Source organism: Enterobacter adelaidei (genome assembly GCF_041937165.1).
In the GTDB taxonomy this organism is placed as follows: Bacteria; Pseudomonadota; Gammaproteobacteria; order Enterobacterales; family Enterobacteriaceae; genus Enterobacter; species Enterobacter adelaidei.
The window spans coordinates 3,080,022-3,093,620 of sequence record NZ_CP154353.1 but is presented as its reverse complement, the minus strand read 5'-3'; the positions used below and the strand labels follow the sequence as shown (position 1 = coordinate 3,093,620).

At 55.0% G+C, this 13,599-nt stretch carries 11 protein-coding genes; 8 read left to right on the top strand and 3 right to left on the bottom strand.

All coding sequences use genetic code 11. The features are described from left to right. Positions 1 to 8: 8 nt before the first annotated feature. The 3 genes from fruB to fruA are packed head-to-tail and all read left to right on the top strand — an operon-like array spanning position 9 to position 3,779. The gene (gene fruB / locus AAHF05_RS14985; RefSeq protein ID WP_374936353.1) at positions 9 to 1,139 is read left to right on the top strand and encodes a fused PTS fructose transporter subunit IIA/HPr protein; all 1,131 of its coding nucleotides are present in this window, start codon (positions 9 to 11) and stop codon (positions 1,137 to 1,139) included. After that, positions 1,139 to 2,077, top strand: coding sequence for a 1-phosphofructokinase (gene fruK, locus AAHF05_RS14980; RefSeq protein ID WP_014170919.1), 939 nt, complete (start codon positions 1,139 to 1,141; stop codon positions 2,075 to 2,077). The genes fruB and fruK overlap by 1 nt, the downstream gene beginning before the upstream one ends. Before the next feature lie 16 nt (positions 2,078 to 2,093). Beyond that, positions 2,094 to 3,779 carry a PTS fructose transporter subunit IIBC gene (gene fruA, locus AAHF05_RS14975; protein ID WP_129324300.1) on the top strand — a complete coding sequence of 562 codons (1,686 nt, stop codon included), beginning with the start codon at positions 2,094 to 2,096 and terminating at the stop codon, positions 3,777 to 3,779. Positions 3,780 to 3,825: 46 nt separating this feature from the next. Here the strand turns inward: fruA and nfo are convergent, their stop codons facing one another. Further along, complete coding sequence (gene nfo, locus AAHF05_RS14970; protein WP_028016301.1) at positions 3,826 to 4,683, bottom strand: deoxyribonuclease IV; 858 nt, start codon at positions 4,681 to 4,683, stop codon at positions 3,826 to 3,828. Positions 4,684 to 4,747: 64 nt separating this feature from the next. After that, positions 4,748 to 5,794 carry a YeiH family protein gene (locus tag AAHF05_RS14965; RefSeq protein WP_108090801.1) on the bottom strand — a complete coding sequence of 349 codons (1,047 nt, stop codon included), beginning with the start codon at positions 5,792 to 5,794 and terminating at the stop codon, positions 4,748 to 4,750. Positions 5,795 to 5,891: 97 nt separating this feature from the next. On the opposite strand from AAHF05_RS14965, the gene yieE reads away from it, so the two are divergent. The 3 genes from yieE to cirA all read left to right on the top strand — a co-directional run bounded on the left by yieE (position 5,892) and on the right by cirA (position 10,599). Further along, complete coding sequence (yieE, locus tag AAHF05_RS14960) at positions 5,892 to 6,758, top strand: DNA-binding transcriptional regulator YeiE (protein ID WP_129324301.1); 867 nt, start codon at positions 5,892 to 5,894, stop codon at positions 6,756 to 6,758. Positions 6,759 to 6,934: 176 nt separating this feature from the next. Continuing rightward, positions 6,935 to 8,404, top strand: coding sequence for an amino acid permease (locus AAHF05_RS14955; protein ID WP_028016304.1), 1,470 nt, complete (start codon positions 6,935 to 6,937; stop codon positions 8,402 to 8,404). A 224-nt stretch (positions 8,405 to 8,628) separates the two neighbouring features. Further along, positions 8,629 to 10,599 carry a catecholate siderophore receptor CirA gene (cirA, locus tag AAHF05_RS14950; protein WP_374936352.1) on the top strand — a complete coding sequence of 657 codons (1,971 nt, stop codon included), beginning with the start codon at positions 8,629 to 8,631 and terminating at the stop codon, positions 10,597 to 10,599. Between the two features lie 111 nt (positions 10,600 to 10,710). On the opposite strand, the gene fghA is transcribed toward cirA, so the two are convergent. Beyond that, the gene (gene fghA, locus AAHF05_RS14945) at positions 10,711 to 11,538 is read right to left on the bottom strand and encodes an S-formylglutathione hydrolase (protein WP_129324303.1); all 828 of its coding nucleotides are present in this window, start codon (positions 11,536 to 11,538) and stop codon (positions 10,711 to 10,713) included. A gap of 138 nt (positions 11,539 to 11,676) precedes the next feature. Here fghA and AAHF05_RS14940 point away from each other — a divergent pair, with 138 nt between their 5' ends. Continuing rightward, positions 11,677 to 12,825, top strand: coding sequence for a YbfB/YjiJ family MFS transporter (locus AAHF05_RS14940; protein WP_129324304.1), 1,149 nt, complete (start codon positions 11,677 to 11,679; stop codon positions 12,823 to 12,825). 102 nt (positions 12,826 to 12,927) lie between these two features. Next, positions 12,928 to 13,596 (top strand): GTP cyclohydrolase I FolE, encoded by a 669-nt coding sequence (gene folE, locus AAHF05_RS14935; protein ID WP_374936351.1) that lies wholly within the window; start codon positions 12,928 to 12,930, stop codon positions 13,594 to 13,596. Positions 13,597 to 13,599: the final 3 nt, after the last annotated feature.

Below are 13,599 nucleotides of genomic sequence, written 5' to 3'. Positions count from 1 at the left end.
GGAGAACCATGTTCCAGTTATCTGTTCAGGATATCCACCCGGGCGCACAGGCCGGGGATAAAGAAGAGGCCATTCGCCAGGTTGCCGCTGCCCTTGTGCAGGCAGGTAACGTCGCGGACGGTTATGTAAATGGCATGTTGGCGCGTGAGCAGCAGACCTCAACCTTCCTCGGCAATGGCATTGCTATTCCGCACGGCACAACCGACACCCGCGACCAGGTGTTGAAAACCGGGGTGAAGGTTTATCAGTTCCCACAGGGCGTGCTCTGGGGTGACGGTCAGGTGGCGTATGTGGCCATCGGTATCGCGGCCAGCAGCGACGAACACTTAGGCCTGCTGCGTCAGCTGACCCACGTACTGAGCGATGATTCCGTTGCTGAACAGCTGAAGTCAGCAACGACTGCTGAAGAGCTGCGCGCCTTGCTGATGGGCGAAAAACAGAGTGAAGCGCTGAAACTGGATAATGAAACGCTGACGCTGGATGTAGTTGCCTCCGATCTGGTGACACTCCAGGCGCTGAATGCCGGTCGCCTGAAAGAAGCCGGTGCAGCAGATGCCACATTTGTGACGCGCGTAATCAATGATAAGCCGTTGAATCTCGGTCAAGGTATCTGGCTGAACGACAGTGCTGAAGGCAACCTGCGTAGCGCTGTCGCCGTGAGTCGTGCGGCAAATGCGTTTGACGTCGACGGCGAGCGTGCGGCCATGCTGCTGACCGTGGCGATGAACGATGAACAGCCGGTTTCCGTGCTGAAGCGCCTGGGCGATCTGCTGCTGAATAACAAAGCTGAAAAACTGCTGAACGCAGATGCGGCGACGGTGCTGGCTCTGCTGACCAGCGATGATGCGCTGACTGACGATGTTCTTAACGCTGAATTCGTGGTGCGTAACGAACACGGCCTGCATGCCCGTCCAGGTACCATGCTGGTAAATACCATTAAACAATTTGAAAGTGAGATCACCGTGGCCAACCTTGATGGCACAGGTAAACCGGCCAACGGCCGTAGTCTGATGAAAGTTGTCGCGCTGGGCGTGAAGAAAGGTCACCGTCTGCGTTTCACCGCACAGGGTGCGGATGCTGAACAGGCGCTGAAGGCGATTGGCGACGCCATCGCGGCAGGTCTGGGGGAGGGCGCATAATGAGCAGACGTGTTGCGACTATTACGCTGAACCCGGCTTATGACCTGGTGGGGTTTTGCCCGGAGATTGAGCGCGGCGAAGTAAACCTCGTGCGTACCACTGGCCTGCATGCTGCGGGTAAAGGGATTAACGTCGCGAAAGTGCTCAAGGACCTTGGTATTGATGTCACCGTGGGTGGATTCCTCGGTAAAGATAACCAGGATGGTTTCCAGCAGTTGTTCAGCGAGCTGGGCATTGCCAACCGTTTTCAGGTTGTTCAGGGCCGCACCCGTATCAACGTCAAGCTGACGGAGAAAGACGGCGAAGTGACCGACCTGAACTTCTCTGGTTTCGAAGTGACACCCTCAGACTGGGAGCGTTTTGTTAACGATTCTCTGACCTGGCTTGGTCAGTTCGACATGGTGTGCGTCAGCGGTAGCCTGCCGTCCGGCGTCAGTCCGGAAGCATTTACCGACTGGATGACGCGCCTGCGCAGCCAGTGTCCATGCATTATTTTTGACAGTAGCCGTGATGCACTGGTCGCGGGACTGAAAGCGTCACCGTGGCTGGTGAAGCCTAATCGCCGCGAACTGGAGATCTGGGCCGGTCGTAAGCTGCCAGAATTAAAAGATGTGATTGATGCTGCCCATGCGCTGCGCGAGCAGGGTATCGCCCACGTAGTTATCTCTCTTGGTGCAGAAGGAGCGTTGTGGGTTAACGCTTCTGGCGAATGGATCGCCAAACCGCCGTCGGTCGATGTTGTCAGCACCGTCGGTGCAGGGGATTCCATGGTTGGCGGCCTGATTTATGGTCTGCTGATGCGTGAATCCAGTGAACATACTTTACGTCTTGCCACCGCCGTTGCTGCCCTGGCCGTAAGCCAGAGCAATGTCGGTATTACCGATCGTACCCAGTTAGCCGCGATGATGGCGCGCGTTGACTTAAAACCTTTTAACTAACAGCAGGAGAGGAATAATGAAAACGCTGCTGATCATTGACTCCGGTCTCGGACAGGCTCGCGCCTATATGGCGAAGACCTTGCTGGGAGCGGCGGCGAACAAAGTACATCTCGAGATGATTGATAACCCGGGCGATGCCGAACTGGTCATTGTTCTGGGCGATAAAATCCCGGCTGACAGTGCGCTTAATGGCAAAAATGTCTGGCTGGGCGATATTAATCGTGCGGTGGCACACCCGGAACTGTTCCTGAGCGAAGCGAAAGGTCACGCGTCTGTTTACAGCGCCCCTGTTGCTGCGGCACCGGTTGCGGCTTCTGGACCAAAACGCATTGTTGCGGTGACGGCCTGTCCTACAGGGGTAGCTCATACCTTTATGGCGGCTGAAGCCATTGAAACCGAAGCGAAAAAACGCGGCTGGTGGGTAAAAGTTGAAACGCGCGGCTCCGTGGGCGCCGGCAATGCCATCACCCCAGAAGAAGTGGCTGAGGCCGATCTGGTGATTGTGGCGGCAGACATCGAAGTGGATCTGGCGAAATTTGCCGGTAAGCCGATGTACCGCACTTCGACAGGTCTGGCACTGAAAAAGACCGCTCAGGAGTTTGATAAAGCGCTGGTTGAAGCGAAGCCTTATCAGGCAACGGGCACCAGTCAAAGTGCGACTGAAGGTAAGAAAGAGTCAGCAGGCGCTTATCGCCACCTGCTGACCGGTGTTTCTTACATGCTGCCGATGGTGGTTGCGGGTGGTCTGTGTATCGCGCTGTCATTCGCGTTTGGTATCACCGCATTTAAAGAGCAGGGGACGCTGGCAGCTGCATTAATGCAGATTGGTGGGGGTTCTGCGTTCGCGCTGATGGTGCCTGTGCTGGCGGGCTTTATCGCCTTCTCCATTGCTGACCGTCCGGGTCTGACGCCAGGTCTTATCGGCGGTATGTTGGCGGTGAGCACGGGTTCTGGTTTTATCGGCGGCATCATCGCCGGTTTCCTGGCCGGTTACGTTGCGAAGCTGATCAGCTCGAAGCTAAAACTGCCGCAGAGTATGGAAGCGCTGAAACCGATTCTGATCATCCCGCTAATTTCCAGCCTGGTGGTCGGTCTGGCAATGATTTACCTCATCGGTAAACCTGTTGCGGGTATTCTGGCGGGTCTGACCCACTGGCTGCAAACCATGGGTACCGCGAACGCGGTTCTGCTGGGTGCAATCCTCGGTGGCATGATGTGTACCGACATGGGTGGCCCGGTGAACAAAGCGGCGTACGCCTTTGGTGTTGGCCTGTTGAGTACCCAGACCTACGCACCAATGGCTGCCATCATGGCGGCAGGTATGGTGCCGCCTCTGGCTCTCGGTCTGGCGACGATTGTTGCCCGCCGTAAGTTCGATAAAGCGCAGCAGGAAGGCGGAAAAGCGGCACTGGTCTTGGGTCTGTGCTTCATCACCGAAGGGGCGATTCCATTCGCGGCTCGTGACCCAATGCGTGTGCTGCCGTGCTGTATCGCGGGTGGTGCCGTGACAGGTGCAATCTCGATGGCGATTGGCGCAAAACTGATGGCTCCACACGGTGGTCTGTTTGTTCTGCTGATCCCAGGCGCTATAACCCCGGTTCTGGGGTACCTGATGGCGATTGTTGCCGGTACGCTGGTGGCGGGTCTGTCTTACGCCGTGCTGAAACGTCCGGAAGCGGAAGTGGTCGCGAAAGCAGCCTAAGTAGTAAACAACAAAAAAGCCGGGTGCAAATGCAACCCGGCTTTTTTTATGCCATTTGTTCAGCGGTCTGCTGCGCCTTCAACCAGGCAATCTCTTCTGCCCAGATATCGGGGTTGATGGTTTCAAGCACCATCGGAATGCCGTCGAAGCGGGCGTCCTGCATGATAAAGCGAAACGCATCATGACCAATATTGCCTTCGCCAAGGCTGTGGTGGCGGTCAACGCGGCTGCCAAAAGCGCTTTTCGCATCGTTTAAGTGCATTCCGCGCAGGTACTTAAAGCCAACTATGCGCTCGAACTCATCAAACGTGTTTTTCGTTGCCTCGGTTGTGCGCAGATCGTAGCCGGCCGCAAAGGCATGGCAGGTATCAATACACACGCCGACACGGTTTTTGTCCTCAACGCCGTCGATAATCGCCGCCAGATGTTCGAACTTAAAGCCGAGGTTGCTACCCTGACCGGCAGTGTTCTCAATCACCGCGGTGACACCTTTGGTTTTATCCAGCGTGATGTTAATGGATTCTGCAATGCGCGCCAGACAGGCATCTTCATCAATTTGCATCAGATGACTGCCTGGATGGAAGTTCAGCAGCGTCAGTCCAAGCTGTTCGCAGCGCTGGACTTCATCAAGAAACGCCTCGCGGGATTTTTCCAGTGCCTCTTCAACCGGATGGCCGAGGTTGATCAGGTAGCTGTCGTGGGGAAGGATTTGACCCGGCCCGTAATGATACTTCTCGCAGGCGGCTTTAAAATCATCAATCACGTCTGCAGTGAGCGGTGCAGCGCGCCACTGGCGCTGATTTTTGGTGAACAGGGCGAAAGCGGTCGCCTCGATTTCGGCGGCGCGAATGGCGGCATTCGCAAGGCCACCGGCAGCGCTAACGTGCGCTCCAACATATTTCATAAAGGGACTCCTGTTAACCCGAAATGCTTATGATAGCGGGTTAACAGGAGAAGGATGTAGTGGTTTATGCCATCAGGCTATGGACTACAAGGTTAATCGCACCCCCGCCGACTATCAGCCAGACAAAGAGTACCAGCGCCATCAGCAGCGGTTTTGCACCGGCCTTTTTCAGCGCGCTGACGTGAGTTGTCACACCCAACGCCGCCATCGCCATCGCCAACAGAACGGTATCCAGCGTCACTAACATATCCACTACCGCTTTGGGCAAGAGGTGGAAGGAGTTAAAAATTGCCACCACGATGAACAGGATCGCAAACCACGGAATGGTAATTTTACTTTTCTGATTACTGCCCGCTGGAGCCAGCTGTTTTACCCGTGCTGCCAGGAAAATCAGGAAGGGCGCCAGCATCATCACGCGCAGCATTTTGGCAATTACCGCCGCGTTTTCTGCATCCGGGCTAATGGCGTGACCCGCTGCCACCACCTGCGCGACTTCATGCACGGTCGAGCCGATATAGATGCCATAGGTTTCCGGGCTAAACCAGTGGGCCACCAGTGGATACATAGCCGGATAGAGGAAAATCGCCAGCGTACCGAAAATCACCACCGTTGCCACTGCAACTGTCACTTTACTGGATTCAGCTTTAGCGACAGGCTCTGTTGCCAGCACCGCTGCTGCACCACAAATACTGCTCCCTGCACCGATTAACCAGCTGGTTTGCTTATCCAGACCAAAGACTTTCTGACCAATAAAACAGGCCAGTAAAAAGGTGCTGGTCAGGGTCAGGACATCGATAGCAATCCCGCTGACGCCGACATCGGCGATCTGCGAAAAGGTAAGACGAAAACCGTAAAGAATAATCCCGAGGCGCAGCAGGTGCTGTTTGGCAAAAATCACGCCGCCATCGCAGGATTTCCAGATGCGTGGGTAAACGGTATTTCCCACGACCATGCCGAGCAATATCGCCAGTGTTAAGGCGCTAAAACCTGCTCCAGCGATGGCTGGAATACTGCCGCCCCATAACGCGATGCCGGTTACCACTGCGCTGAGCGCAAGACCCGGCACGAAGTGCCACAATGTACGATGATGCTGTAAGGTGAGTTCTGACATAACCTTCTCCTTTGTCTGGCTAAAGACTACGTCGCTCTGGTTTAAAAATAAAATTGATTATATACTTATAATTAATCTATATAAGTGGTAAGTAACCATGCACATTACATTGCGTCAGCTGGAAGTTTTCGCCGAAGTGCTGAAGAGCGGGTCGACGACGCAGGCCTCGCAGATGCTGGCTCTCTCTCAATCTGCGGTCAGCGCGGCATTGACCGATCTCGAAGGACAGCTAGGCGTTCAGCTTTTCGACAGGGTAGGGAAGCGCTTAGTCGTCAACGAACATGGTCGTCTGCTCTACCCGCGTGCTTTGGCACTGCTTGAACAGGCTACCGAAATCGAACAGCTGTTCCGTGAAGACAACGGTGCGATCCGCGTGTTTGCCAGTAGTACGATTGGGAACTACATCCTTCCGGAAGTGATTGCCCGATACCGCCGGGATTTTCCGACCCTGCCGCTGGAGATGAGTGTTGGTAATAGCCAGGACGTCATCAACGCAGTGATCGATTTTCGTGTGGATATCGGTCTTATCGAAGGACCCTGCCACAACGTCGATATCATTGCTGAACCCTGGCTGGAAGATGAACTGGTGGTGTTCGCTTCTCCGGCCTCGCCTTTGCTACAGGGCGAAGTCACGCTGGAAAGACTGGCACAGGCGCAGTGGATACTGCGTGAACAGGGCTCTGGCACGCGTGAAATTGTCGATTATCTGCTGCTTTCCCATCTGCCGCATTTCCAGTTAGGGATGGAGCTGGGGAACTCCGAGGCGATTAAACATGCAGTACGTCATGGTTTAGGTATTAGCTGCCTTTCCCGGCGGGTCATTGCCGAGCAGCTTGAGACGGGCTCGCTGGTCGAAGTCCCCGTTCCACTGCCGAAACTGGTGCGCACACTCTGGTGTATCCACCATCGGCAGAAGCATCTTTCCAACTCTTTGCAGCGTTTTCTGCGCTACTGCGAGATGTAATCGTCCCCTCACCGTGACCCTCTCCTCAATGGGGAGAGGGGAAAGACCCGATTTCTGCTTTGCTTATAATCCTGGCCGAGTCATGAAGCTCTCTTATAACTGCCTATTTCTGCCGGAAGGAACGCGGATCGTCTGCTACAATCGCGCCTCATTTATTAAATGGACAGCATTTTCACATGGTTTCAGAAATTAAAACCACAGAAGCGCCCACGCTACGTCGTGAACTGAAGGCGCGTCACCTGACGATGATCGCTATCGGCGGTTCCATCGGTACAGGTCTTTTCGTTGCGTCTGGCGCAACAATTTCGGCAGCAGGCCCGGGTGGGGCACTTTTCTCTTATATCCTGATTGGCCTGATGGTTTACTTCCTGATGACCAGTCTGGGCGAACTGGCCGCGTACATGCCGGTATCCGGTTCGTTTTCGACCTATGGTCAACAATACGTTGAAGAAGGCTTTGGCTTCGCGCTGGGCTGGAACTATTGGTACAACTGGGCCGTAACGATTGCCGTTGACCTGGTTGCTGCACAGCTGGTGATGAACTGGTGGTTCCCGGATACGCCGGGCTGGATCTGGAGTGCTCTGTTCCTGGCCGTCATCTTCCTGCTGAACTACATCTCTGTTCGTGGTTTTGGCGAAGCGGAATACTGGTTCTCTTTGATCAAAGTGGCAACCGTCATCATCTTTATCGTCGTCGGTGTGGCGATGATCGTTGGTATTTTCAAAGGCGCAGAACCGGCCGGGTGGAGTAACTGGACGATAGGCGATGCACCGTTTGCCGGTGGGTTCTCGGCCATGATCGGCGTGGCAATGATCGTCGGCTTCTCCTTCCAGGGTACTGAGTTGATTGGTATCGCTGCGGGTGAATCAGAGAACCCGGAGAAAAATATTCCGCGTGCAGTCCGTCAGGTTTTCTGGCGTATCCTGCTGTTCTATGTGTTCGCTATCCTGATTATCAGCCTGATCATTCCGTATACCGATCCGAGCCTGCTGCGTAATGATGTGAAAGACATCAGCGTCAGCCCGTTCACGCTGGTCTTCCAGCATGCCGGTCTGCTTTCTGCAGCGGCAGTGATGAATGCCGTAATCCTGACTGCAGTACTTTCAGCCGGTAACTCCGGTATGTACGCATCGACTCGTATGCTCTATACCCTGGCATGTGACGGTAAAGCCCCGCGTATTTTCTCAAAATTGTCCCGTGGCGGTGTTCCTCGTAACGCCCTGTATGCCACAACGGTGATTGCCGGTCTGTGCTTCCTGACCTCTATGTTTGGCAACCAGACGGTATATCTGTGGCTGCTTAACACCTCAGGGATGACGGGCTTTATCGCCTGGCTTGGGATTGCCATTAGCCACTACCGTTTCCGCCGTGGTTACGTCAAGCAGGGGCACGATATTAACGACCTGCCGTATCGCTCAGGGTTTTTCCCGCTGGGTCCCATTTTCGCCTTCATTCTGTGCCTGATTATTACCCTGGGACAGAACTATGAAGCGTTCCTGGCGGACACCATTGACTGGGGCGCCGTTACGGCAACCTACATTGGTATTCCGCTGTTCCTGGTAATCTGGTTTGGCTACAAACTGACGAAAGGAACACACTTCGTTCGCTACAGTGAAATGGAATTCCCGGAACGATTTAAAAAATAACCGCAAATCCTCTCTTTCAGCCCGCTCATTCGAGCGGGCTTTTTTATTCCCGCACGTTGAAACAAAGATATATTTCTTAACAATTTAATTGATAATAATTATCGTTTGCTTTATCGTTATCAAAAATAAGCGTGTCACCGACCCACCGCAGATGTGGGCGGCATGGAAGACGCTGTGAGCAATGATGATTTGATTTAGTTGTATTTACCTCATGGAGATATGGAATGTTTAGGTTGAATCCCTTCGTCAGGGGAGGACTTTGTGCGTCCGCAATGTCCCTGGCCCTGCCTGGTATCGCAGCGGAATCCGGCGACACAATGGTTGTCACAGCCTCCGCGACCGAGCAAAACCTGAAAGACGCACCGGCAAGCATCAGCGTGATTACCCAGGAAGATTTGCAGCGCAAACCCGTTCAGAATCTGAAAGATGTGTTACGGGATGTGCCGGGCGTTCAGCTCACGAGCGAAGGGGACAACCGTAAAGGGGTAAGTATTCGCGGACTGGACAGCAGCTACACGTTAATCCTGATCGACGGCAAGCGCGTCAACTCCCGCAACGCCGTATTCCGCCATAATGATTTCGATCTCAACTGGGTGCCGGTTGACGCCATCGAACGCATCGAGGTGGTGCGCGGACCGATGTCTTCTCTTTATGGCTCCGATGCGCTGGGCGGCGTGGTGAACATTATCACCAAAAAAATCGGGCAGAAATGGACGGGTACTCTGAGCGCCGATTCAACAATTCAGGAACATCGCGATCGTGGAGACACGTATAACGGCCAGTTCTATACCAGTGGCCCGCTGGTGGACGGCCTGCTGGGCCTGAAAGCCTACGGTAGCCTCGCGAAGCGTGAGAAAGACGGTCAGCAGAAATCCTCTACCACGGCGAGCGGTGAAACACCGCGCATTGAGGGCTTTACCAGCCGTGATGCCAATGTGGAATTCGCCTGGACACCGTCTGAAAATCACGATTTTACGGCAGGCTACGGTTTTGACCGTCAGGATCGTGACTCAGATTCCCTCGACAAAAACCGCCTTGAGCGTCAGAACTACTCCCTGAGCCACAATGGTCGTTGGGGGGTCGGCAGCAGCGAGCTGAAGGTTTACGGCGAGAAGGTGGATAACAAAAACCCGGTCAACAGCAATCCCATTACCTCAGAGAGCAACGCGGTGGACGGGAAATACGTGCTGCCGCTGGGCGAAATCAACCAGTTGCTGACCTTCGGCGGCGAGTGGCGTCACGATAAGCTGAAAGATCCGGTCAACCTGACGGGGGGCTCCAGCAGCAGTACGTCAGCAAGCCAGTATGCCCTGTTCCTTGAAGATGAGTGGCGTCTCTTTGAACCCCTGGCGCTGACCACCGGCATCCGTATGGACGACCATGACACCTACGATGACCACTGGAGCCCGCGTGCATACCTGGTCTACAACGCGACCGATACCGTAACGGTGAAAGGGGGCTGGGCTACCGCGTTTAAAGCGCCGTCGCTGCTGCAGCTCAGCCCGGATTGGGTCACCGGTTCGTGCCGCGGTGCCTGCGAGATTGTCGGTAATCCGGATCTGAAACCGGAAACCAGCGAGAGCTTCGAATTTGGTCTGTACTACAGTGGGGAAGAGGGCTGGTTAGAGGGCGTACAGGCTAGCGTCACCACCTTCCAGAATAATGTGGATGACCGCATCAGTATCAGCCGTACCGCCAATGTTAAACAGGCGCAGAGCTACCCTAACTACGTTGGTCTGAATGCGGACGGTGAGCCTATTTTCCGTTATTACAACGTCAACAAGGCGCGCATCCGTGGGGTGGAGACCGAGCTGAAATTCCCGCTGGCGGAAGACTGGAAAGTGACGCTGAACTACACCTATAACGATGGTCGTGACATCAGCAATGGCGGCAACAAACCGCTGTCCGATCTGCCGTTCCACACTGCCAACGGTACCGTTGACTGGAAAGCGACCCAGGACTGGTCGTTCTATGTTCAGGGTAACTACACCGGTGAGAAACGCGCGCTGACCAGCAGTGCACCAACGCCGGGTGGCTATGTCATCTGGAATACAGGTGCGGCATGGCAGGCCACGAAAAGCGTGAAGCTGCGCGCGGGTGTACAGAACTTGCTGGATAAAGACCTGAGCCGTGACGATTACAGCTACACGGAAGATGGCCGTCGCTACTTTGTCGGTGTGGATTATAAGTTCTGATCCAGCCAGGGTAAAAGCGAAACGGCAACGTAAGTTGCCGTTTTTAGTGTTTGTTCCCTCTCCCTGTGGGAGAGGGCCAGGGTGAGGGTATCAGAGCGCACGCAGCCGCACTTACCCAAACAAGTGCTCCGCATGGAAGCGGAGATGATCCTCAATAAAGGATGCGATGAAGTAATAACTATGGTCATATCCCGGCTGAATGCGTAGCGTCAGCGGCCAGTCCTTCTGGCGTGCGGCTTCTGCCAGTACCGCAGGCTGTAGCTGGCCGGCGAGGAACTGATCGGCATCACCCTGATCGATAAGCATTGGAATTGCGTCTTCGGTCTCGCTGGCCAGCATCAGTGCGCAGCTATCCCACGCCTGCCACTTTTTCGCATCATCACCCAGATAATTTGCGAAGGCTTTCTGGCCCCACGGCACCTGAGTCGGGTTCACAATTGGTGCGAATGCCGACACACTGACGTATTTCCCCGGGTTTTTCAGCGCCATTATCAGCGCCCCGTGTCCACCCATGGAATGTCCGCTGATGGCGCAACGGTTGCTTACGGCAAACTCAGCCTGAATCAGCGCGGGCAGCTCGTCACGAACGTAATCATACATGCGGTAATGGTTTGCCCAGGGGTGTTCAGTCGCGTTCAGATAGAATCCGGCACCTTTACCCAGGTCGTATCCTGCTTCGTCAGCCACATCATCCCCACGCGGGCTGGTATCAGGCATTACCAGCGCAATACCGAGCTCAGCTGCAATGCGTTGTGCACCTGCTTTAGTGGTGAAGTTTTCGTCGTTGCAGGTCAGGCCTGAAAGCCAGAACAAAACCGGCGGATTTTCCGTCGGCGGCAGGAAAATGCTGAACGTCATGGCACAGTTCAGGACGCTGGAGTCGTGCCGCCAGCGCTGCTGTCGACCTTCAAAACAACGGTGCTCTTCGAGCAGTTCCATGCAAGGCTCCTTAATGAGAATGCGTATTCATAAAAACCATAATACAGCCTTTTCATTGACCTGTGAGTAACTTTCACTTTCGCCAGACGACAAGATGCTGCATCATAAATTTACTTTTTTTTAACAATTGGAGCCGTCATGGCGCTGCGTATTGCGTTCAGTGGGTTTGTCGTTCTGGTGGTGGCGATGGGGATAGGGCGTTTTGCTTTTACACCTCAGGTACCATTGATGATTGCCGCCGGGCAGCTCACGCTAACCAGTGCGGGCCTGGTGGCGGCGATGAATTATCTGGGCTATCTGGTGGGCGCATGGGATGCAATGCGTGCGCATCGCTTCGTTGAAACACGCCTTTGGCTTGGTATCACCGGTGCGGTTGCGTTGACGCTGCTCTCCGCCGCGGCGGATAACGCCATCGTGCACGGACTGCTGCGCTTTGTGATTGGCTGCATGAGCGGCTGGTCTATGGTGCTGATTGCGGCATGGACAAACGAACGTCTGGGGCAGTTGGGCAAACCGGGCCTGAGTGCTGCCGTGTTTGCCGGGCCAGGCGCGGGCATTGCCCTGAGCGGGCTGCTCGCCGTCTATATCCAGGCGAAATCCCTTTCGGCTGGAGCGGCATGGCAAATCTACGGCGTGCTGGCTCTGGTGTTAGTTGCGCTGGTCGCGCGCTACCTGCCGCGATCCGGGCAGCTCCATCGACCCGGCACCGCGCCAGAGCCGCTGGTGCTGACGGCGGATTTAAAGCGCCTGGTCTGGAGCTATAGCCTGGCCGGATTTGGCTATATTCTTCCGGCAACCTTTTTATCGCAAATGGCGGCAGTGCGTTTTCCTGGCAGCCTGTTTGCCCAGTTTGTCTGGCCGATTTTTGGTATTGCTGCCGTGGTGGGCATTGCGCTTAGCATTCTTTTACGCCACGCCTCAACGGCTAACCGCAGGCTGGCTATTGTGCTGTGGTTGCAGGGCGCTGGTGTGCTGGCGGCCTGGCTGCTGCCGGGGATTGGCGGGTTGCTGACGGGAGGACTGCTGGTCGGCGGCGGCTTTTTGTGTGCCGTGCAGCTCTCTCTTTTATACGGTCGCGAGCTGGCACCAAACCACACGCGTTATATGGCCGGCCTGCTCACCACCGGGTATGCCATTGGCCAGTTGATTGGTCCGATGACCTCGGCGTTATCGACCTGGCTTACCCATCGGCTTGAGCCTGCGCTGGGGCTGGCGGGTATCGCGTTGTTTGTTGGTGGTGCTCTGGTCTGGAACCGTCACGCTGAAAGGCAACAGCAATTGCAATAATTATCGTCGTGAATACTGGATTATGTGCGCGGCCTCACGCACAATGAGCGCATACTTTTGCCACAACGAGGGCAAAAGACGCCACACCTGCAGGAGAACAAAATGTCATCACTCAGTAAAGAAGCTGCCCTGGTCCACGAAGCCCTGGTTGCGCGCGGTCTTGAAACGCCGCTGCGTCCACCCGTTCAGGAATTGGACAATGAAACCCGCAAGCGTCTGATTGCCGGTCATATGACCGAGATCATGGAGCTGCTGAATCTCGATCTGAGCGACGACAGCCTGATGGAGACGCCGCACCGCATCGCAAAAATGTACGTCGACGAAATTTTCTCAGGTCTGGATTACGCCAACTTCCCGAAAATCACCGTCATCGAAAATAAAATGAAAGTGGATGAGATGGTAACGGTACGTGACATCACGCTGACCAGCACCTGTGAACACCACTTCGTGACTATCGACGGTAAAGCAACCGTGGCGTATATCCCAAAAGATACGGTGATTGGTCTGTCGAAGATTAACCGCATCGTGCAATTCTTTGCTCAGCGTCCACAGGTACAGGAGCGTCTGACGCAGCAGATCCTGACCGCGCTGCAAACGCTGCTGAGCACCAATAACGTGGCTGTCTCTATCGACGCGGTTCACTACTGCGTGAAAGCGCGCGGCGTGCGTGATGCGACCAGTGCGACCACCACTACGTCGCTGGGTGGTCTGTTTAAATCGAGCCAGAACACCCGCCAGGAGTTCCTGCGCGCAGTGCGTCACCACAACTAAGTC

Excerpts from the sequence above, each read along its gene's own strand:
- fghA (WP_129324303.1), bottom strand. The coding sequence starts at position 11,538 with ATGGAACTGCTCGAAGAGCACCGTTGTTTTGAAGGTCGACAGCAGCGC.
- yieE (WP_129324301.1), top strand. The coding sequence starts at position 5,892 with ATGCACATTACATTGCGTCAGCTGGAAGTTTTCGCCGAAGTGCTGAAG.
- AAHF05_RS14955 (WP_028016304.1), top strand. The coding sequence starts at position 6,935 with ATGGTTTCAGAAATTAAAACCACAGAAGCGCCCACGCTACGTCGTGAA.
- AAHF05_RS14965 (WP_108090801.1), bottom strand. The coding sequence starts at position 5,794 with ATGTCAGAACTCACCTTACAGCATCATCGTACATTGTGGCACTTCGTG.
- fruK (WP_014170919.1), top strand. The coding sequence starts at position 1,139 with ATGAGCAGACGTGTTGCGACTATTACGCTGAACCCGGCTTATGACCTG.
- fruA (WP_129324300.1), top strand. The coding sequence starts at position 2,094 with ATGAAAACGCTGCTGATCATTGACTCCGGTCTCGGACAGGCTCGCGCC.
- cirA (WP_374936352.1), top strand. The coding sequence starts at position 8,629 with ATGTTTAGGTTGAATCCCTTCGTCAGGGGAGGACTTTGTGCGTCCGCA.
- fruB (WP_374936353.1), top strand. The coding sequence starts at position 9 with ATGTTCCAGTTATCTGTTCAGGATATCCACCCGGGCGCACAGGCCGGG.
- AAHF05_RS14940 (WP_129324304.1), top strand. The coding sequence starts at position 11,677 with ATGGCGCTGCGTATTGCGTTCAGTGGGTTTGTCGTTCTGGTGGTGGCG.
- nfo (WP_028016301.1), bottom strand. The coding sequence starts at position 4,683 with ATGAAATATGTTGGAGCGCACGTTAGCGCTGCCGGTGGCCTTGCGAAT.
- folE (WP_374936351.1), top strand. The coding sequence starts at position 12,928 with ATGTCATCACTCAGTAAAGAAGCTGCCCTGGTCCACGAAGCCCTGGTT.